Genomic DNA, 18,251 nt, shown 5'->3' on the forward strand with positions numbered 1-18,251 from the left:
CGCCGACGATCAGTAGGGCGGCCGCCCGAAACCCACGTCCCTGCATTTCCCGCGCCCTCCGCTCAGCCGTTGGCGGTCTTGGCCACGGGAACCGGCCAGACCGTCGGAAACCAGTCTTCGCGCAACCTGTCGCCCGGTGCCATGCCATGCCCCGGAAAGGGCGGGGACGTGGCGCCCGGGCGTGCGACCACGCGCGCGTCATCCCCGACAAACCGCAGGGAAAAGGCGCGCCGACGGCTTCGGGCCTCGTTCCCGCGGGCGCCGTGAAGGGTGTCGAAGCTGAACGCCACCGCATCACCGGGGGCCATCGGCCATTCCAGAACCGTCATCCCTTCCGCATCGGGGTCGGGCACGGGGCGGTAATCGCCGGGAAAGAAAGCCTCCTCCGACAACCACCTCGTTGGCAGGACCGGTTTGTCCCACAGATGGGACCCCGCCACGAGGCGCAGGGTCGCCTCCTCTACCGGGTCGAGGGGCACCCAGAAGCTGACCGTCTGACGACCGCAGACGAAATAGTAGGGCCCGTCCTGATGCCACGGGGTCGGGCGCGATGTGCCGGGTTCCTTCACCAGAACATGGTCATGAAACAGCTGGACCCGATCGGATGCCATCAGGGCCGCGGCCGCCCCGGCGATGCGCGGATCGCGGGCGGCGGCCTCGAATGCGGGAATGCGGTGCCAGTTCACGTAGTCGTCGAAGAAGCGTCCCGCCTCGCCGTCGACCGTGTTCTCCGCCGCATGAGGGCCCGGCGCGGCAAGGTTCGCGGCGACGCCCGCGCGCAAGGCCGCGACATGATCGGCGAACAGGCCGCGCAGGACGACGGCGCCGTCACGGGCAAAGGCGGCGCAGGTTTCCGCGCTGGGGGCATTCTTCATCCCGAAAGCCTGCCCCAAGCGGACAAGTGTTGCAATGGACGGGGACCGCACCGCGCAAACGTTGCGGCACGGGGTGGCGCATGCGTGTTTACCCAAAGTGAGCCGCGATCTATGTCGAGACCCAGCAGAGAGGAACCCGATGCAGATCACGGTCGACGGAACCCCGCACGAAATCACGGTCGAAGGGGATATGCCGCTGTTGTGGCTGCTGCGGGATGAACTGGGCTATCTCGGGCCGAAGTACGGCTGTGGCATCGGCCATTGCGGGGCCTGCACCGTGCATCTGGACGGCCTCGCCGTGCGCGCCTGCCAGATCACGGCGGCCGAAGTCGACGGCGCGGATGTCACCACCATCGAGGGGCTGGGCACGCCGGAGGCGCCGCACCCCGTGCAGGCCGCATGGATCGCCGAACAGGTGGCGCAATGCGGATACTGCCAGTCGGGCCAGATCATGCAGGCCGCAAGCCTGCTGGCCACCAACCCGAACCCGACGGATGACGAGATCGATGCCTCCATGTCGTCGAACCTGTGCCGCTGCGCGACCTACCCACGCATTCGCGCGGCCCTGCGACGGGCCATCGCGGATGGGGACCTGACATGACCGGCCCGTCGCGGCGCACTGTCCTGATCGGAACGCTGGCGGCCGGGGCCGGCATCGTCTTTGGCGTGGCCGCATACCGGCGGGGCCCTGCAAACCCGCTCCTGCGGGGTCTCGGCCCGGACAAGGCGGCGATCACGCCCCATGTCCTGCTGGACGCGGACGGCGTGACCCTGATCACCCCGCGCGCCGATGTCGGTCAGGGGGCCACGTCCATACAGGCGCATCTTCTGGCCGAGGAACTGGACGTCGATCCGGCCACCGTGCGGACCGCGCCAGGGCCGGCGTCGGGCGCCTATTACAACAGCAAGGCCGCTGTCGAATGGATGCCGGTCGCGGCAAGCGGGGACGGCATCGTGGCGCGGGGCGCCATGGGCATATCGGACGTTGCGGGGCGTGCGCTGAACCTGCACCTGACCGGGGGGTCCACCACCGTGCCCGATGCCTACGACAGGTTGCGCGCGGCGGGCGCATCGGCGCGCGAGACGATCAAGGCGGCGGCGGCCAGCCGTCTTGGCCTGTCGGTTGACGACCTGCGCACCGAGAACGGTCAGGTCATCGCCCCGGGGGCAACCCTTGGCTATGCCGAACTGATCCCGGATCTTGCGGGTATCGAAGTGGTTCAGGACGTGCCCCTGCGCGACCCGTCGCAGTGGCGTCGCCTTGGTCGGGCGCACCTGCGCACGGACATGGCAGACAAGTCCCTCGGGCGATTCCGCTATGGCAGCGACATGGTCCTGCCCGACATGATCCATGCCACCCCCGTGACCAACCCGACGCGCGGCGCCGGGGCCGGAACGCTTGAAACGACTGCCGCGCGGGCCATGCGTGGCGTGATCGACATCGTGCCGATCAGCGACGGGGTCGCCGTTCTGGCCGACAACGACTGGCGCGCGATGAAGGCCGCGCGCGCGATTGTCGCCGACTGGGGCGGTGCAGGCCCTACGGACGCACAGATGGCCGCGGCGCATGACGCGGCGCTGGACAACGACGACTTTCGCGACAGCCGACTTGCCGACATCGGTGATGTCACCACCGCGACCGGACAGGCGTTCACCGCCGACTATGGCGTGCCATACCTCAGCCATGCCCCACTGGAACCGGCGAATGCGACGGTTCTGTACACGCCAGACAGAACGCAGGTCTGGACAGCAACGCAGGCGCCCCTGTTCCTGCTCGGCACCCTTGCCGGGATCACGGGGCAGGACAAGGCGCAGATCGAGATCAATGCCCTGCCCGCAGGCGGCAGCTTCGGCCACCGGTTCGAGGACGAATGGGTCCGGCAGGCGACCGAAATCGCGATGCAGCGACCCGGCCAGCCGGTTCGCCTGACGCAGTCGCGGGAACAGGACATGACGCACGGCTTCTACCGGCCCATGGCGCGGGCCCGTGGGCGCGGCACGACCGAAGCGGGCCGCGTGCGCAGCCTCGACCTGTCCATCGCGGCCCAATCCGTCGTCAGCAGTCAACTGTCCCGCGCGCGCATGCCCGCGGTCGGTCCGGACGTGACGATCGTCGCGGCCGCATGGGACGCGCCCTATGTCCTGCCGGATCGGCGCGTCACGGGCTACCGGGTGCCGTCCCTCGTGCCGGTCAGCAGCTGGCGCTCCGTCGGGGCCTCCTTCAACGGGTTCTTTCTGGAAACCCTCATGGACGAGTTGATCGCAAAGGCCGGGGCCGACCCGGTCGAGGAACGCCTGCGCCTGCTGGAGGAGCCCCGCGCTCGCCGCGTGTTGGAGGAGGTCGCGGACATGGCATCGTGGAATGGACCGGACGGCCGGTTCGGTGTGGCGCTGACCTTTGCCTTCGGCGTGCCGGTCGCGCAGATCGCCGAGGTGCGCAACACGGCCGGCGGCATCGTGATCGACAACCTGTGGATTGCGGCGGACCTGGGCCGGGTGCTGGACCCGGTGAACATCGATGCACAGCTGTCGGGTGCCGCCCTGTTCGGGATCGGCCATGCCATCGGGGCCGAGATCACCTTTCCCGAAGGAACCCCGCATCAGACGAATTTCCATACCTATCAGAGCCTGCGCCTCTGGCAGGCACCGACCGTGACCACCCGGGCCCTCGGGTTGGGCGGGGACATCCGGGGCGCGGGGGAACCGGGCCTGCCCGCAGCGGCCCCGGCCCTCGGCAACGCGGTCTTCGCCGCAACGGGACAGCGCCTGCGGCAGATGCCCTTCAACCGTTCGGTTGCCTTCGCATGAGGGGCCTCATCGCAAGCGCCATCCTTCTGGCAACGGCACCCGCAGCCGCACAGGATTTCGCCCCGATCCACGAGGTTCTCAGCCACCCACGATGCGCGAACTGTCACGTGGGCGCGGATGGCATCCCCCTCTGGACGGGGTCGGACGGCGCCGCCATCCCGCATGGATTTCGCATTGTCGGAGGCGAGAGCAGGATGGGCATCGAGACGATCCCCTGTGGCACATGTCACGGAACCGTCAATTCCCCCCTGCCCGGCGGCGCACCGGGGGCCGAAGGCTGGGCCCTTGCGCCCGTCGAGATGCAGTGGGCCCTGCGGTCCCCGCGCGAAATCTGCGAACAATTGCGCGACCCCGCCCGAAACGGCGGGCGGACGCTGATCGAAGTGGCGGACCATGTCGTCCATGATCCGCTGGTCGTCTGGGGCTGGTCCCCGGGGCCGGGGCGGGCACCGGCCCCGGGCACGCCGGCATCCTTGTCTGACGCGATCATCGCCTGGGCCGAGTCAGGTGCCACATGCCCATGAGCCACAGGGCCGTGATCTTCGATCTGGACGGCACCCTCGTCGACAGCGCGCCCAGCCTGCACCGCGCCGCCTGCGCGATGTTGCGGGGCCTGAACCTGCCGGAGCCGGACTTGCGCACAGTGACGGGTTTCGTCGGCAACGGCGTGCCGACCCTCGTCGACCGCTGCCTTGACTGGGCCGGGGGTCCGTCAACCGACGCGGCGCTGGCCCTATTCCGGCAGATCTACGATGCCGATCCCGTGACCGGGGTCGCGATCTTCGATGGCGTCCGTGCCCTGCTTGCCGATCTGGCGGGGCGCGGGGTGCACCTCGGGCTTTGCACCAACAAGCCGACCGCGCCGACCGAGACCCTTCTGCGCAAGCTCGACCTCGGGCCCTTTGCAGCCGTCGCCTGCGGGGACACGTTGCCTGTCCGAAAACCGCACCCCGATCCATTGTTGCACGTGATCGACGCGCTGAACGTGCCGGTTGGTGACGTGCTGTATGTCGGAGACTCGGTCGTTGATCTGCAGACGGCCCGCGCAGCGGGTGTGGAATATGCCCATATCGCACTGGGGTATCAGAACGGAACACTGACCGGCCTGCCGCAACCGCAGGTCCATCCCGACATCGGCAGCCTGTCACGAAAACTTTTAGGGTCTTAGCGGTCGAATTGCCTGCGATTCTCACCTATGTTATCGTCCTACAAAACAGGACGTGGCAAAGACCGCGCGCCCAACGCGCCAATCGTCCGCCGCGAGGACCAGATGCAGACTGCAAGACAGCAGATCGCAGCGATGCCGCTGCGGTGGAAAGATGGAACCGTTCAGGTTCTGATGGTCACCACCCGTGATACGGGTCGCTGGGTCGTGCCCAAGGGCTGGACCATGAAAGACGTCAAGCCATGGGCCGCTGCCGCCATCGAAGCTTTGGAGGAAGCAGGCGTCAAAGGCGTGATTTCCCGCGAGGTCTTCGGCACCTACAGCTACATGAAAGCGCTGGATAAGAAGAAATCGGTTCTCTGCCGTGTCCGGGTCTATCCGATGATCGTCGAGGAAGAGAAATCGAAGTGGAAGGAAAAGGGCGAGCGGACGCGCAAATGGTTCGACGTAGGCGAAGCCGCATCGCTGGTGGATGAGCCGGAATTGGCGGATCTGCTGAAAAGCCTCAGGAAGAAACCCAAGAAGGTCGATGTCGCAGGTCCGCTGCTGCGACAGGCCATTTCCTGAACAGACAAGGTCACCGCGACTGGCGCGATATGCCGTCCGTCAGCGGCGGCGAACGCGCGGGTCGTTGCGGACGGGAATCGGGATCGCATCAGGCTCCGGCGCCAGCGCGCCAAGGACTTCCGACAGCTTGTCCTTGAGGACATCGGCCAGTTTTCCAAGTGCTGTGTTCGTCTGCGGCATAAGACCCTCCCGGCTCCTGCTGTAAATTGGCGTTCTTTGCCCCCCTTATCAAGGGCATCCGGGAAATCAGCGATATTCCGCCGCAGATTGACGCGCCTTGCAACCGGTGGTCTCGATGGCCGTCGTCCGGCCGATCACGGTGATGCGGATCTGATCGCGATTGATATCAACCTGTTGCCCGCCGCCGATCATCAGGCGCGATTGCGCGACCAGCTGCTCGCCCCGCCGCAGGACAGAAGCATCCGTGACCCAGAGGCGCGCATCGGGAACCTCGAACACGACGATCTCGGGGCCTTTGAGGGGGGGCACATCCAACACGCCGGTCAGGACGGCCCCATCTTCCGTCGGGCGCAGGGCGCAGCGGGCGTTCAGGTCCAGATGGATTGGTTGATCCGCAAGGGCCGTGCGCACGGAGGGATCGGGCGGCGCGTCGTCGGTCAGGTCGGCGGCAACCGACAGCCGGGCCGGAAGGCAGATATCGGCGCAGACGCCCAGGTCCAGCGTCCCGGACAAACGGATCGGCTGGCCCTCGACCTGCGGCACGATGACAAGGGGCAGGACGAAGTCCTGATCGTATCCGATGGCCCGCTGCCCCGCCTGATGGAATACGGCGGGTCGTGGCCAGACGGGGGTCACGGTCTCGATGTTGTCGGATGCGGACCAGTCGAACCGCGGCGCGATGCCCGCCGACCCCGCGCTGCGCCAGTAGGTTTTCCACCCCGCGCGCAGATCGAACCGCAGACCCGCGATATGGCGGCCGTCTTCATCCACCCCGCCCGGCACGACCTCGACCGAAATGACCTCGTTCACCTGCGACGGTGACTGTGCCAGCGCAAGTTGCCCGGTCGCGAACGTCAGACCAGCGATCAGCAGGCAAAAGGCGACGGCACGCCAGAGGATTCGGAAAAACATGATCAGCATGCCCGGACAGCTACACAGATGCGCCGATCAAGCAAAATCACGCCTACGGCATCATTTGTGCGCACGCATGTCCGCGGAATGGCGCCCGTGCCCGGCGCCTTGGTTGAATGTAAGCCACTATTGTCATATGTTTTGACAATGCGGATTGACAATCACGACCAGAGTCTTGCGGGGAACTGCCTCGTGGCCATGCCCTCGATCACCGAGCGTGCATTTCGCAAGGCCGTGATCCTGATCTGCGCCCATTCCCCGGCAGGCGCGATCGGCCTTCTGATCAATCGTCCGGCAATGAACATGACATTGCGCCAGCTGCTTGCGGAATACGGGCTGCCCCTGCCGCCGATCCGCCCCTCCGTTCCCCTGCACGTCGGAGGACCGGCGGATATCGACCGTGCCTTCGTGCTTCATTCCTGCGAATACCATCTGCCGAAACACACCCATGTGGTCAGCGATGAGATCTCCCTCACGGCCGAGCGGGGGATCCTGCGGGATATGGGCGCAAGCCGGGGGCCGGATCGGGCCTTTGTCGCGCTCGGATACTGCGGGTGGGGCCCCTGCCAGTTGGAGCGCGAGGTACAGGACGGCCGCTGGCTCACGACGGCATCAGACGGCCAGATGGTGTTCGACACCCCGTCGCCGCAGCGATGGCATGCCGCCATGTCGGGTATGGGGGTCGCGACCTTCGGCCTGTCGCAACAGTTCGGTCACGCCTGATCGGGACGGGGCGCCGCCGCGCGGGCCAGCCTGTCGTTGATCGCGCGCCCAAGACCCACGTCCGGGATCGGGGCCACATCGATATGGGGCAGGCCGCGGTCCCGCGCGGTCGCGTCGGCCTCGATCAGCAGGGCGAAAAGGTTCGCCGCCGCCTCGGCCAGATCCCCCTGCGCGGACAGCGACAGATCCCCCGCGACGGGACCGAACCCCAGCATGACACCATCCGCCGCGCGCGCCGCGCGGTTCAGACGCACCCGCGCACCCGGCGCATAGTGCGAGGCCAACTGCCCCGGTGCCTGCACCCGGCCGGGCGTCGTGTCGCGCGAAAGACGTCTGCCAAGAACCGCCTCAATCGCTTCGGCCGGAACGCCCCCCTCGCGCAGCAGGACAGACGGGTCGGGCCGCAGGATCGTCGATTCCACTCCGACGGAACACGGCCCCCCGTCCAGAACCGCATCGATCCGACCGGACAGGCCCGACAGGACGTGGTCGGCCCGCGTGGCACTGACCCGGCCGGACGGGTTCGCCGACGGTGCCGCGACCGGCCGCCCCACCGCGCGCAGCAGGTCACGGGCCAGTTCGGTTCCCGGAATGCGCACGGCGACCGTCTGCAAACCGGCAGTCACGAGCGATGACAAGGGCGCCTGTGCGGCAAGTGGCAGGACCATCGTCAGGGGGCCGGGCCAGAACGCGGCCGCCAGCGCCCGCGCCTCCGGCCCCAATGTCGCGATACCGTCCAGCGCGGCGATGTCCGGCACATGGACGATGAGGGGGTTGAACGACGGGCGCCCCTTCGCCGCATAGATCGCGGCCACCGCCGCCCCGTTCGTCGCATCGGCGCCCAGCCCGTAGACGGTTTCCGTCGGAAAGGCGACGAGCCCGCCTTGCACCAGCAGGCGCGCCGCCGCGGCCACGCCGTCGGGCGCGGGCAGCGTAAGGGTGTGACGTCGTGTTCCGGTTGCTGGCACGGGGCCCATCCCCCTAGATTGGCTGGATAGGCGCTTCCTAGCGCCAAGCATTCCAGATTGGGAGGTCTTCGATGCCATACCGTGCGCCTGTTGCCGAACTTCGTTTCGTTCTCGATCACGTCGTGGGCTTTGATCGCGTTGCCGCAACCGAGACGTTCGCCGAGGCGACGCCCGAAACGGTCGATGCGATCCTGACCGAAGCGGGGCGCATGTGCACCGATGTCCTTGCCCCCCTGAACCGCGAGGGCGACCTGCATCCCGCGCATCTGGAAAACGGCGTGGTGCGCACCTCGCCCGGTTTCGGCGACGGGTTCCGCGCGATTGCGGACGGCGGCTGGATCGGGATGTCGGCCGACCCCGAACATGGTGGCATGGGCCTGCCGATCACCCTGACGATGGCCGTCAACGAGATGATCGGGTCCGGCTGCCTTGCGCTGCAACTGAACCCGCTGATGACGCAGGGCCAGATCGAGGCGTTGGAGGCACATGCCAGCCCGGCGCTGCAGGATCTGTACATCCCCAAGCTGATTTCCGGCGAATGGTGCGGCACCATGAACCTGACGGAGCCGCAGGCCGGATCCGACGTCGGGGCCCTGCGCACCAAGGCCGAGGACAACGGCGACGGCACCTATGCGATCACGGGGCAGAAGATCTACATCAGCTGGGGCGACAGCGACTTTGCCGAGAACATCTGCCATCTGGTTCTGGCCCGCCTGCCGGACGGCGCGCCGGGGACGCGGGGCATCAGCCTGTTCATGGTGCCAAAGCGCCTGCCGGACGAGGCCGGCAACCCCGGTGTTGCGAACACGCTCAAGGTCGTATCGCTTGAACACAAGCTGGGGCTGCACGGCTCACCCACTGCGGTGATGCAATACGACGGGGCGACCGGCTGGCTGGTGGGAGAGCCGCACAAGGGCATGGCCGCGATGTTCACCATGATGAACAACGCCCGGCTTGGTGTCGGCGTTCAGGGCCTGTCCGTCGCCGAGGCCGCGATGCAGCACGCCGTGGCCTACGCATTGGACCGCAAGCAGGGCAAGACGGCCCTCGGCGATGCCGGCACGGGCAGCATCCTCGACCACGCCGACGTGCGCCGCATGGCGCTTGACATGAAGGTCGACGTATTCGCCGCACGGTCCATCGCGATGGATTGCGCCGTCGCGCTGGACATGGCGAAGGCGACCGGGGACGCGGCATGGCAGGCGCGCGGCGCCTTCCTGACGCCGATCGCCAAGGCATTCGGAACCGATACCGGGATCAAGGTCGCAAACGACGGCGTTCAGATGCACGGCGGCATGGGCTTCGTCGAGGAAACAGGGGCCGCGCAGTACCTGCGCGACGTTCGCGTGACCGCGATCTACGAAGGGACCAATGGCATTCAGGCGATGGACCTCGTCGGTCGCAAGCTGATGGATGGCGGGGCCGCCGCTTTTGCGATCCTCGATGATCTGTCGGGCACGAACCACGAGGGTCTCGATGCCGCCATAGCCGCGCTGCGCGATCTGACGGAATGGCTCGTGGCGCAGGACATGCAGGACCGTTTCGCGGGGGCTGTCCCCTATCTGGCGGCGTTCGCCCGCGTCCTCGGCGCGGCCTATCACCTGCGGGCGGCCGAGGCGGACACCAGCCGCGCGCCCGTCGCCCGCGTCGCCACCGCGCGCCTGCTGCCCGAGGCGATGGCCGAGATGGCCAAGGCCCGTTCAGGGGCCGAGGCGCTTTATGCGGTTTCGTCCGACGTCATCGCGGCATAGGACATGGCCCGGGCCGCGCCAGCGCGGCCCGAGCCGAACACATTCGCCCTGATGCAGAAAGTCGCCCGCCATGAAGGACCTCGACATCCCCGATGGCTATGCCGGCTTGACCTTTCCGTGGGACGGACCGCCCCCGGCCGGTGAGGTCACGGAAGTCGCGGACGGCGTGCTCTGGGCGCGGCTGCCGCTGCCTATGGCGCTGGACCATGTGAACATCTACTTCCTGCGCGAAGCGGACGGTTGGGCCATGGTCGACACCGGGTTCGACAGCCGCAAGAGCCGGGACATCCTGTCGCAACTGCGCAGGGGGCCCTTGGGCAATCTGCCCATCACCCGCCTTCTGGTCACGCACCATCACCCCGATCACGTCGGCATGGCCGGCTGGCTGCAATCGCAGGGCACGGAGCTTCTGACGACGCGGACCGCGTGGCTGATGGCGCGTATGCTGGTGCTCGACGAACAGGAGGTGCCGACACCGGAGACGCTGGAATACTGTCGTGTCTGGGGCATGGATGCCGACGTTCTGGCACGTCGTGCCACCGAGCGGCCGTTCAACTTCGCGGACATGGTCAGCCCCCTGCCCGTCGGCTTCACGCGCATTCAGGAGGGCGACCGCATTGCCCTTGGCGGGCGCGACTGGACCGTGGCACGGGGTGACGGGCATGCGGCGGAACACGCCGTCCTGTTCGAGGTCGGGGGAAATCTGGTGCTCGGCGGTGATCAGCTGCTTCCCGGCATCTCGCCCAACCTTGGCCTCTACCCGTCCGAGGCGAACGCGGATCCCGTCGGCGACTGGCTTGCGTCCTGCGACAGGCTTGCCCCCCTTGCCCGGCCCGATCAACTGATCCTGCCCGGTCACAAGACGCCCTACCTGGGTCTGCCGACACGGCTTGCGTCGCTGAAACAGAACCACGTCACGGCCCTGAACCGCCTCGAAGCGCATATCGCCGAGCCGCGCACGGGCGGGGAATGTTTCGCACCGCTGTTCAAGCGCAGGATTACCGATCAGATCTATGGCCTCGCGTTCTTCGAGGCGATAGCGCACCTGCAGCACCTCTACCTGACCGGGCGGGCCATCCGTGAAACCCACGATGACGGCGTCTGGTCGTTTCGGGCGGCATGACCCGATCCGGCTGGCGTCCCCCCGGCCAAGGGCCTAGTCTCTCCCCATGACCGAGATACAGACCTCTGCCGAAGCGATGGAAGCCGCCGCCCTGCCCCGCGCCGCGGAATTGCGCGCGGGCGGATGCGATCCGACGCCGGCGATCCCGAAATCCGTGGCAAAGCGGTCGCCGGCGACCAAAAGCCCCGCGGAGTGGGCCTATCAACGCATCGTCCTGTACCTCAAGGCGTTCGAGGAAACGCTGGAGGACGGACAGGAGGTTGCGATGGGGTTCACCGGCGGCGCCGCCGGCGTTCTGCGGATCGAGGGGATCGGATTCAGCGCACCGGACCTTGTCACCTTTTCGGGCCGCGACACCCATGGGCAACGCTGTCAGCAGTTGCAGCACGTCAGTCAGATCAACGTCATCCTGCGCGCGGTGCCCCGGCCCGAGAACCAGCCCGAGCCGACACGCATCGGGTTCCGCCTTGCCCGCGCGCTGGAGGAGGCAGAGGACGACGCCGCGCCCGGGGCCGACACCTGACAGCCGGGAAACGCCGGCGCGGCAATCCGCGCGACGGGTCGCCCCCCGGAAGGCCGTGACAGCGCCGCGCCCCCGCGCTAAGGACAGCGCGACATTCCACCGACCGAGGACACCGACATGGCCGACGATCACAAGCTTGGCAGCATGGACATCACCGAGCAGGAAAACACTTTCAACGGTTTCGTGACCGTGACGAAATGGGCGGTAATCGTTATCATCGCCCTGCTGGTGTTCCTGGCGATCTTCCGGACCTGACGCCCCATGTTGCGCAGGCTGTTGATGATCCTGGCGCTGCCGCTTCTTGCGGCCTGCGCAGCAGACAACATCTACGATCCGATGGAAGAGGTGCAGCGCAGGGCCTTTGCCGCCGACGATGCGCCGAAGCTGACGCTGATGACCGCGATCAGCAACCGATCGGGTGCGGGCGGCCATTCCGCCCTGATGGTATCGGGCAGCCAGCGGGTGATCTTCGATCCCGCAGGAACCTGGCATCATCCGACCGTGCCGGAGCGCGGGGACGTCCTGTTCGGGATCACGCCGACGATGCTCGACTTCTACATCGACTATCATGCGCGCCCGACCTACCACATGGTCATTCAGGACATCATCGTTTCCCCCGAGATGGCAGAGCGCGCCTTGTCGCTGGTTCAGGCCCACGGACCGGCCAGCAAGGCGACATGCGGTCAGTCCGTATCCGGCATTCTGCGGGAACTGGGCTTCTCATCCGTGCGGCGTGCATGGTTCCCGGAAAGGATCATGCGTGATTTCGGCAAGGTTCCCGGCGTGACGGAGCGCAAGGTCTTCGACGACACGGTCGACGAACATTCGCCGTCGCGCCCCGGGGTGGCCCGCGTGGCGGACGACGGCCTCGTGTTCGACAGCTGATCGCGCCTGATTTCGGGGTCACACCCCGCAACGAAAAACCCCCGGCACCGCGAGGCGCCGGGGGTTTGATATTTCTGGCCTGAGCCGAGGGCGACTTACATCATCCCTTCGCGCTGAGCCTTCTTGCGAGCGAGCTTGCGGGCACGCCGAATCGCTTCGGCCTTCTGCCGCGCCTTCTTCTCGGAGGGTTTCTCGAAATGTTGCTTGAGCTTCATCTCACGAAACACACCCTCGCGCTGCAGCTTCTTTTTCAGGGCCCGGAGGGCCTGATCGACATTGTTGTCGCGAACGCTGACCTGCATGTGGTTTTCACCACCTTTCTAAGTTGGAGTTGTCGGATAAATCCGTGCAGGAAGTGGCCCTATAGCCATCTGCCCCTATCTTGTCCAGTATCGCCATACCCGTTCGCCCCGCACCCGAGGAGCCCGTGATGCCCGACCTCAAGGACCGCCTTATCGACGCCGCCCTGTCCCACGTGCCCTTCGACGGTTGGTCGGAAACGGCTTTCCGTGCCGCCATCGCCGATGCGGGTGTCACCCCCGCACAGGCGCGTGCCGCCTTTCCGCGCGGTGCCGTCGACCTGGCCATGGCCTTTCACATGCGGGGCGACGCCCGCATGATCGAAAGGCTGAACGCGCAGGACCTTGGCGAAATGCGGTTCCGGGACAAGGTGGCCCATGCCGTCCGCACGCGCCTCGAAATCGCCGCCGAAGACCGCGAGGCCGTGCGCCGGGGCACGACGCTGTTTGCCCTGCCGATTCATGCGGCCGATGGGGCCCGCGCGGTCTGGGGCACAGCGGATGCCATCTGGACGACACTGGGCGACACATCCGACGACGTGAACTGGTACACCAAGCGGGCGACGCTGTCCGGCGTCTATTCCGCCACCGTGCTCTATTGGCTGGGCGATCAGTCGGAGGGTTTTCGCGAAACATGGTCGTTCCTCGACCGGCGCATCGACAACGTCATGCAGATCGAGAAATTCAAGGCTCAGGCCCGCAAGTCGCCCCTGTTCAGCCGGCTGATGGCTGGTCCGAACATCCTGCTGGACCGCATTCGTGCACCCACGTCTTCGCCGCGCAACGACCTGCCCGGTCTTTGGCGTGATCCGTCCTGAACACGCTGTGCCGCAAGAATAATTCGGATCGGTCCTTCATTTCGAAACACGTGCTGGCCCTGCGACCTCGGGGGGGCTAGTGTGCGCGCGATACGATGACCGAGGGGCCAAATGGTCGATCTGCCCGAGACGATGAACGCAGTCGAAATCACCCAGGCCGGGGGGCCGGACGTGCTCAGGCGGGTGCGCCGCCCGGTGCCCCGCCCCGGTCCGGGACAGATTCTGATCGCGGTGGACCATGCCGGCGTGAACCGCCCCGACGCATTGCAGCGGGCCGGTGCATACGCACCGCCAAAGGGCGCATCCGACCTGCCGGGTCTCGAATGCGCGGGCACCGTCGCCGCGGTCGGTCCGGGGGTCAGCCGCTGGGCCGTAGGTGATCGGGTGTGTGCCCTGCTGCCGGGCGGCGGCTATGCCGAATATGCCGTGACGCCCGCCGACCATGCCCTGCGCATTCCAGAAGGCATGTCGATGGCGCAGGCCGCTGCGCTGTGCGAAACCGCCTTCACCGTCTGGACCAACGTCTTCGAACGCGGACGGTTGCAGGCGGGCGAACGCTTTCTCGTGCACGGCGGCTCCTCCGGGATTGGGACGATGGCGATCCAACTGGCCCGCGCCCACGGCGCACGCGTCTTCGCGACGGCCAGCAATGTCGCCAAGTTGCGGACCTGTTCCGAACTGGGCGCCGAGGCCATCAACTATCGCGAGGAAGATTTCGTCGACCGCATGCGCGCCGTGGGCGGTGCCGACGTGATCCTCGACATGGTCGGGGGCGACTACCTGCCCCGGAACCTCAAGGCGCTGGCCGATGAGGGACGACTGGTGCAGATCGCCTTCCTGCAGGGCCCCAAGGTCGCGGTCAACTTTGCGCCCTTGATGATGCGGCGACTGACAATCACCGGGTCCACCCTGCGTCCGCAATCGGACCTTGCGAAGTCGCGTATCGCACAGGCCCTGCGCGACCGCGTCTGGCCCCTGCTGGATGCCGGCACGGTCGCCCCCGTGATGGATCAGACCTTCCCCCTTGCCGAGGCGCATGCCGCGCATGCCCGCATGGAAGCCGGGGATCATATCGGAAAGATCACCCTCAAGGTCAGATGACGGCCCTGCTACCCCTCGGGGCCCGTCCGGACGGTGCGGGCCCCGTCCACACGACCTGCACCAACGAAAGCACTTGTATGGAACTCGACGTCACCCACCCCGCCCTGTCAGATCTGCGCCGCAGGGCACGGTCGCGAATGCCGCATTTCGCTTTCGAATACCTCGACAGCGGAACTGGCGCCGAAAAGGGCGTCTCCCACAATCGGGAACGTCTGGATGACATCCGCTTCATGCCCGCGATCCTGCGCGGAGAGTTCGAGCCGGACCTAAGCCGCACGACACTCGGAACAACCTATGCGCAACCCTTCGGGGTCGCACCCGTCGGCATGGCGGGGCTTCTGTGGCCCAATGCCGAACGCATCCTTGCCGCGGCCGCCGCGCATCACCGCATGCCTTACGGGCAATCCACCGTCGCGGCCGCCGCCCCCGAGGATACGGGCGCAATTGCAGGCGACATGGGCTGGTTTCAGCACTACCCCGTCCGGGACCCGGAGATCCGCCGTGACATGCTTGGCCGGATCAAGGCGGCGGGCTGGAACACGCTTGTCGTGACCGTGGACGTGCCGGGCGAAAGCCGCCGCGAACGCCAACGGCGCGCCCATGTGTCGATGCCGCCGGTCATGACGCCCAAGATCATCGCGTCCATCATGTCCTGCCCGACATGGGCAATGGGGATCCTGCGCCACGGCCAGCCAACCATGAAATTCCCCAACAGCTATACGCCCGCGGCCAAGGGGGCCGAGGCCTTCACCCATGCCGGCCGCCTGATCCGGGGGTTCCCGGACGACGATTACATCCGCGCGCTGCGCGAGGAATGGGATGGCAAGCTGGTCATCAAGGGCATCGCCGAGGCAGAGGACGCCACCCGTCTGATCGATCTTGGCGCAGATGCGATCTGGGTTTCGAACCATTCGGGTCGACAGTTCGAAGGCGGACCTGCCGCCATCGATTGCCTGCCCCCCGTCGTGGCGGCGGTCGGCGGGCGCGTTCCCATCTACTATTGCTCTGGCGTTCAGGGCGGCCTCGACATCCTGCGGGCCCTCGCTCTTGGGGCGGATTTCGTGTTCCTCGGAAAGGCATGGTATTTCGCCCTCGCCGCCTTCGGACGTCGCGGGGTCGATCACCTCGTGCATATCCTGCGCGCGGACATGACGGCGAACATGATGCAGATCGGTGCGGCCTCGCTCAAGGACCTGCCGGGACGCCTCGTGCGCTGAACCCCGCGCCTTTTGCGCGGGACCTACTGCCGGGTCAGGGTGCGGCCCACCGCATCCGTCCATCCGGCATAACGGCGGTCCCGCTCCTCCGCCGGCATTTCTGCTTCGAAACGACGCTGCAACGCCCAGGTGTCGGCGAACCCGTCCTGATCGGGATAGACGCCGGCACGCATGCCCGCCAACCAGGCCGCACCAAGCGCCGTGGTTTCCGTGACCTTCGGCCGGTCCACCGGTGCCCCGAGAATGTCGGACAGGAACTGCATCGCCCAGTCCGACGCGCTCATCCCGCCATCGACGCGCAGCACCGTCTCGCCCAACCCGCCCATGTCGGAGGTCATCGCCTCCAGAAGGTCGCGGGTCTGGTAGCCGACGGATTCAAGCGCCGCGCGCGCAAATTCCGCCGGGCCGGATCCACGGGTCAGGCCATAGATGGCCCCCCGCGCATCCGCATCCCAATGCGGCGCCCCAAGCCCCGTGAACGCGGGCACGAGATACAGGGATTGTGTCGGATCCGCCTGTTCGGCAAGCGCCTGCGTCTCTGCCGCCGATCCGATGATGCCCAGCCCATCGCGCAGCCATTGGACGACCGCCCCGGCAATGAAGATAGACCCCTCTAATGCGTAGGTCGGCTTGCCTTCCAACTGATACGCGATGGTCCCGAGCAAGCGGTTCCCGGAGGTCACGGGCGTATCGCCGGTGTTGAGCAGGGCAAAACACCCCGTGCCATAGGTCGACTTGAGCATGCCCTTGCCGAAACACGCCTGCCCGACGGTCGCCGCCTGCTGATCCCCCGCGACGCCAAGGATCGGGGTCGATCCCCCGAGGATGTTCGTCGTGCCGAAGTCGGCGGCACAGTCCCGAACCTCCGGAAGCAGACCCATCGGTATGTCGAGCAGGCCGCAGATTTCCTCGTCCCAACAGCCGTCGTGGATGTTGTAGAGCATCGTTCGCGCCGCGTTCGTCGCATCGGTCACATGCGACCGCCCCTCCGTCATCTTCCAGATCAGATAGCTGTCCATCGTCCCGAACAGCAGGTCCCCCGCCTCGGCCCGCGCCCGCGCGCCGTCGACATTGTCGAGCAGCCACCGCAACTTGGTCGCGGAGAAATAGGGATCGAGCAGCAGGCCGGTGCGCGCCGTCACCATCGGCTCATGGCCTTCAGCGATCAGGTCACGGCAGAAGGCGGCGGTCCGCCGGTCCTGCCAGACGATGGCGTGGTGAATGGGGTCCCCTGTCCTGCGGTCCCAGATCAGGGTCGTTTCCCGTTGGTTGGTGATTCCGATCCCGGCAATGTCCGCTGCTGTCACATCGTGATCTGACATCGCGGTTCGGCATGTCGGCTCGACGGTGGACCAGATCTCCTCCGCGTCGTGTTCCACCCACCCGCTGTTTGGAAAGAACTGCGTGAATTCCTGTTGGGCCGAGGCGACGATGCGCATCGAACCATCGAAAAGGATCGCCCGGCTGGACGTGGTGCCCTGATCGATCGCCAGAATGTGGGTCATTTCCTCCTCCTTCGACGTGCACCGATTGGTGTGGCCGATGTCGACCGGGCAGACAAGGCTGCGGCCCGCGGGTTTGCCGGAACGACGGGATAGGGACCGGGTGTCAGGAAATTTCCGGGCTTCGGTCCGGTGCCACGGTTCGACCACAGCGCAATCATCCCCTCATCATTGCAGTTTCCCGCCCGTTTTCACGCCCGCGTGAGGCAGCGTCGCGCGGATGTGAGGGCGGTGCGAGCCGGCGGGCGTGATGTGCATATACGCGCGTTTATCGCGAACTTATCACGGCTTCGTTCATTGAAGCGCAGCGCCCGAAGTGACATCTCATGTTCATCAGCAGGGCACACCGCCCCGCCGCATCAAACCCACAAGGCCAGCCGCCAGACCGCGCGGTGCCGCACACAAAGGACAAGACCCATGAAAACGCTCCTCATCTCCGCCCTGATCGCCTCCGCCGCCCTGACCGGTGCCGCATCCGCCCAGGTTGGCGCCGGTGCCGCAGCAGCCGCCGCGCACTTCAATCAGGACATCGACTCCAACAACGAGCAGGTCGCCATCGGCGCGGCCGAGTTCGACGGCGTCACCGTCTCCACCCGCAGCGGCGCGGTGGGCGAGGCCTTCACCCACTTCAACGCCGACTACGACTCGAACAACGAAAAGCGCGGCCTGAACGGCGCGACCGTCGCTGACGGCACCGCAGGTTATGGCGCCGACATTTTCGCCCGCATCGACGCCGAGAGCCAGGACGACGAGTGATCGTCTGACAGGACCGGTATCGGGGTCCTCCCCCCGTCCTGATGCCGCCCCCTGCGCAGGCCTGAAGCGGCTCCTCCC

21 protein-coding genes are annotated in these 18,251 nt (G+C 66.7%); 15 read left to right on the forward strand and 6 right to left on the reverse strand.

Annotated elements, in window-relative coordinates; all coding sequences use genetic code 11:
- Positions 1-62: 62 nt before the first annotated feature.
- Positions 63-875 (reverse strand): phytanoyl-CoA dioxygenase family protein, encoded by an 813-nt coding sequence (locus V6N07_RS07405; RefSeq protein ID WP_371155214.1) that lies wholly within the window; start codon positions 873-875, stop codon positions 63-65.
- A 139-nt stretch (positions 876-1,014) separates the two neighbouring features.
- On the opposite strand from V6N07_RS07405, the gene V6N07_RS07410 reads away from it, so the two are divergent.
- From V6N07_RS07410 to V6N07_RS07430, 5 genes are all read left to right on the forward strand, one after another.
- Complete coding sequence (locus V6N07_RS07410; RefSeq protein WP_371155215.1) at positions 1,015-1,476, forward strand: (2Fe-2S)-binding protein; 462 nt, start codon at positions 1,015-1,017, stop codon at positions 1,474-1,476.
- Positions 1,473-3,683, forward strand: a complete 2,211-nt coding sequence (locus V6N07_RS07415; RefSeq protein WP_371155217.1) for a molybdopterin cofactor-binding domain-containing protein — start codon at positions 1,473-1,475, stop codon at positions 3,681-3,683. Before V6N07_RS07410 ends, V6N07_RS07415 begins: the two co-directional genes overlap by 4 nt.
- Positions 3,680-4,207 carry a hypothetical protein gene (locus V6N07_RS07420; protein ID WP_371155218.1) on the forward strand — a complete coding sequence of 176 codons (528 nt, stop codon included), beginning with the start codon at positions 3,680-3,682 and terminating at the stop codon, positions 4,205-4,207. Before V6N07_RS07415 ends, V6N07_RS07420 begins: the two co-directional genes overlap by 4 nt.
- A complete protein-coding gene (gene gph / locus V6N07_RS07425; RefSeq protein ID WP_371155219.1) occupies positions 4,204-4,851 on the forward strand; it encodes a phosphoglycolate phosphatase in 648 nt (215 codons plus the stop codon). The genes V6N07_RS07420 and gph overlap by 4 nt, the downstream gene beginning before the upstream one ends.
- Positions 4,852-4,953: 102 nt before the next feature.
- The gene (locus tag V6N07_RS07430) at positions 4,954-5,415 is read left to right on the forward strand and encodes an NUDIX hydrolase (protein ID WP_371155220.1); all 462 of its coding nucleotides are present in this window, start codon (positions 4,954-4,956) and stop codon (positions 5,413-5,415) included.
- Between the two features lie 39 nt (positions 5,416-5,454).
- Here the strand turns inward: V6N07_RS07430 and V6N07_RS07435 are convergent, their stop codons facing one another.
- Positions 5,455-5,595, reverse strand: coding sequence for a hypothetical protein (locus V6N07_RS07435; protein ID WP_371155221.1), 141 nt, complete (start codon positions 5,593-5,595; stop codon positions 5,455-5,457).
- Between the two features lie 66 nt (positions 5,596-5,661).
- Positions 5,662-6,516: a protein-disulfide reductase DsbD domain-containing protein gene (locus tag V6N07_RS07440; protein ID WP_371155222.1), complete on the reverse strand. Its 855-nt coding sequence runs from the start codon at positions 6,514-6,516 to the stop codon at positions 5,662-5,664.
- Positions 6,517-6,654: 138 nt separating this feature from the next.
- On the opposite strand from V6N07_RS07440, the gene V6N07_RS07445 reads away from it, so the two are divergent.
- Positions 6,655-7,230, forward strand: a complete 576-nt coding sequence (locus V6N07_RS07445; RefSeq protein ID WP_371155224.1) for a YqgE/AlgH family protein — start codon at positions 6,655-6,657, stop codon at positions 7,228-7,230.
- Here the strand turns inward: V6N07_RS07445 and V6N07_RS07450 are convergent.
- A complete protein-coding gene (locus tag V6N07_RS07450; RefSeq protein ID WP_371155225.1) occupies positions 7,221-8,207 on the reverse strand; it encodes an L-threonylcarbamoyladenylate synthase in 987 nt (328 codons plus the stop codon). The genes V6N07_RS07445 and V6N07_RS07450 overlap by 10 nt on opposite strands.
- A 62-nt stretch (positions 8,208-8,269) precedes the next feature.
- Here V6N07_RS07450 and V6N07_RS07455 point away from each other — a divergent pair, with 62 nt between their 5' ends.
- The 5 genes from V6N07_RS07455 (at position 8,270) to V6N07_RS07475 (ending at position 12,480) form a co-directional block, all read left to right on the forward strand.
- Positions 8,270-9,949, forward strand: coding sequence for an acyl-CoA dehydrogenase (locus V6N07_RS07455; RefSeq protein WP_371155226.1), 1,680 nt, complete (start codon positions 8,270-8,272; stop codon positions 9,947-9,949).
- A gap of 70 nt (positions 9,950-10,019) precedes the next feature.
- On the forward strand, positions 10,020-11,072 hold the full coding sequence (locus V6N07_RS07460; RefSeq protein ID WP_371155227.1) for an MBL fold metallo-hydrolase: 1,053 nt from the start codon (positions 10,020-10,022) through the stop codon (positions 11,070-11,072).
- A 46-nt stretch (positions 11,073-11,118) separates the two neighbouring features.
- The gene (locus V6N07_RS07465) at positions 11,119-11,595 is read left to right on the forward strand and encodes a hypothetical protein (protein ID WP_371155228.1); all 477 of its coding nucleotides are present in this window, start codon (positions 11,119-11,121) and stop codon (positions 11,593-11,595) included.
- Between the two features lie 117 nt (positions 11,596-11,712).
- The gene (locus tag V6N07_RS07470) at positions 11,713-11,850 is read left to right on the forward strand and encodes an aa3-type cytochrome c oxidase subunit IV (RefSeq protein WP_371155229.1); all 138 of its coding nucleotides are present in this window, start codon (positions 11,713-11,715) and stop codon (positions 11,848-11,850) included.
- Positions 11,851-11,856: 6 nt separating this feature from the next.
- Positions 11,857-12,480 (forward strand): hypothetical protein, encoded by a 624-nt coding sequence (locus tag V6N07_RS07475; protein WP_371155231.1) that lies wholly within the window; start codon positions 11,857-11,859, stop codon positions 12,478-12,480.
- A gap of 95 nt (positions 12,481-12,575) precedes the next feature.
- On the opposite strand, the gene rpsU is transcribed toward V6N07_RS07475, so the two are convergent.
- Positions 12,576-12,782: a 30S ribosomal protein S21 gene (rpsU, locus tag V6N07_RS07480; protein WP_109564695.1), complete on the reverse strand. Its 207-nt coding sequence runs from the start codon at positions 12,780-12,782 to the stop codon at positions 12,576-12,578.
- Between the two features lie 128 nt (positions 12,783-12,910).
- Here rpsU and V6N07_RS07485 point away from each other — a divergent pair, with 128 nt between their 5' ends.
- The 3 genes from V6N07_RS07485 to V6N07_RS07495 all read left to right on the forward strand — a co-directional run bounded on the left by V6N07_RS07485 (position 12,911) and on the right by V6N07_RS07495 (position 15,915).
- Positions 12,911-13,597, forward strand: coding sequence for a COQ9 family protein (locus V6N07_RS07485; RefSeq protein WP_371155232.1), 687 nt, complete (start codon positions 12,911-12,913; stop codon positions 13,595-13,597).
- A 111-nt stretch (positions 13,598-13,708) separates the two neighbouring features.
- Entirely contained in the window at positions 13,709-14,698 is a 990-nt protein-coding gene (locus V6N07_RS07490) for an NAD(P)H-quinone oxidoreductase (RefSeq protein WP_371155233.1), read from the forward strand.
- Positions 14,695-15,915: an alpha-hydroxy acid oxidase gene (locus tag V6N07_RS07495; protein WP_371155234.1), complete on the forward strand. Its 1,221-nt coding sequence runs from the start codon at positions 14,695-14,697 to the stop codon at positions 15,913-15,915. The genes V6N07_RS07490 and V6N07_RS07495 overlap by 4 nt, the downstream gene beginning before the upstream one ends.
- Positions 15,916-15,938: 23 nt before the next feature.
- Here V6N07_RS07495 and glpK read toward each other — a convergent pair whose 3' ends face one another.
- Complete coding sequence (gene glpK, locus V6N07_RS07500) at positions 15,939-17,420, reverse strand: glycerol kinase GlpK (RefSeq protein ID WP_371155235.1); 1,482 nt, start codon at positions 17,418-17,420, stop codon at positions 15,939-15,941.
- 414 nt (positions 17,421-17,834) lie between these two features.
- Between glpK and V6N07_RS07505 the strand changes: the two genes are divergently transcribed.
- Positions 17,835-18,173: a hypothetical protein gene (locus V6N07_RS07505; RefSeq protein ID WP_371155236.1), complete on the forward strand. Its 339-nt coding sequence runs from the start codon at positions 17,835-17,837 to the stop codon at positions 18,171-18,173.
- The last annotated feature ends 78 nt before the right edge of the window (positions 18,174-18,251 follow it).

This window comes from Jannaschia sp. 2305UL9-9, assembly GCF_041403465.1.
In the GTDB taxonomy this organism is placed as follows: domain Bacteria; phylum Pseudomonadota; class Alphaproteobacteria; order Rhodobacterales; family Rhodobacteraceae; genus Jannaschia.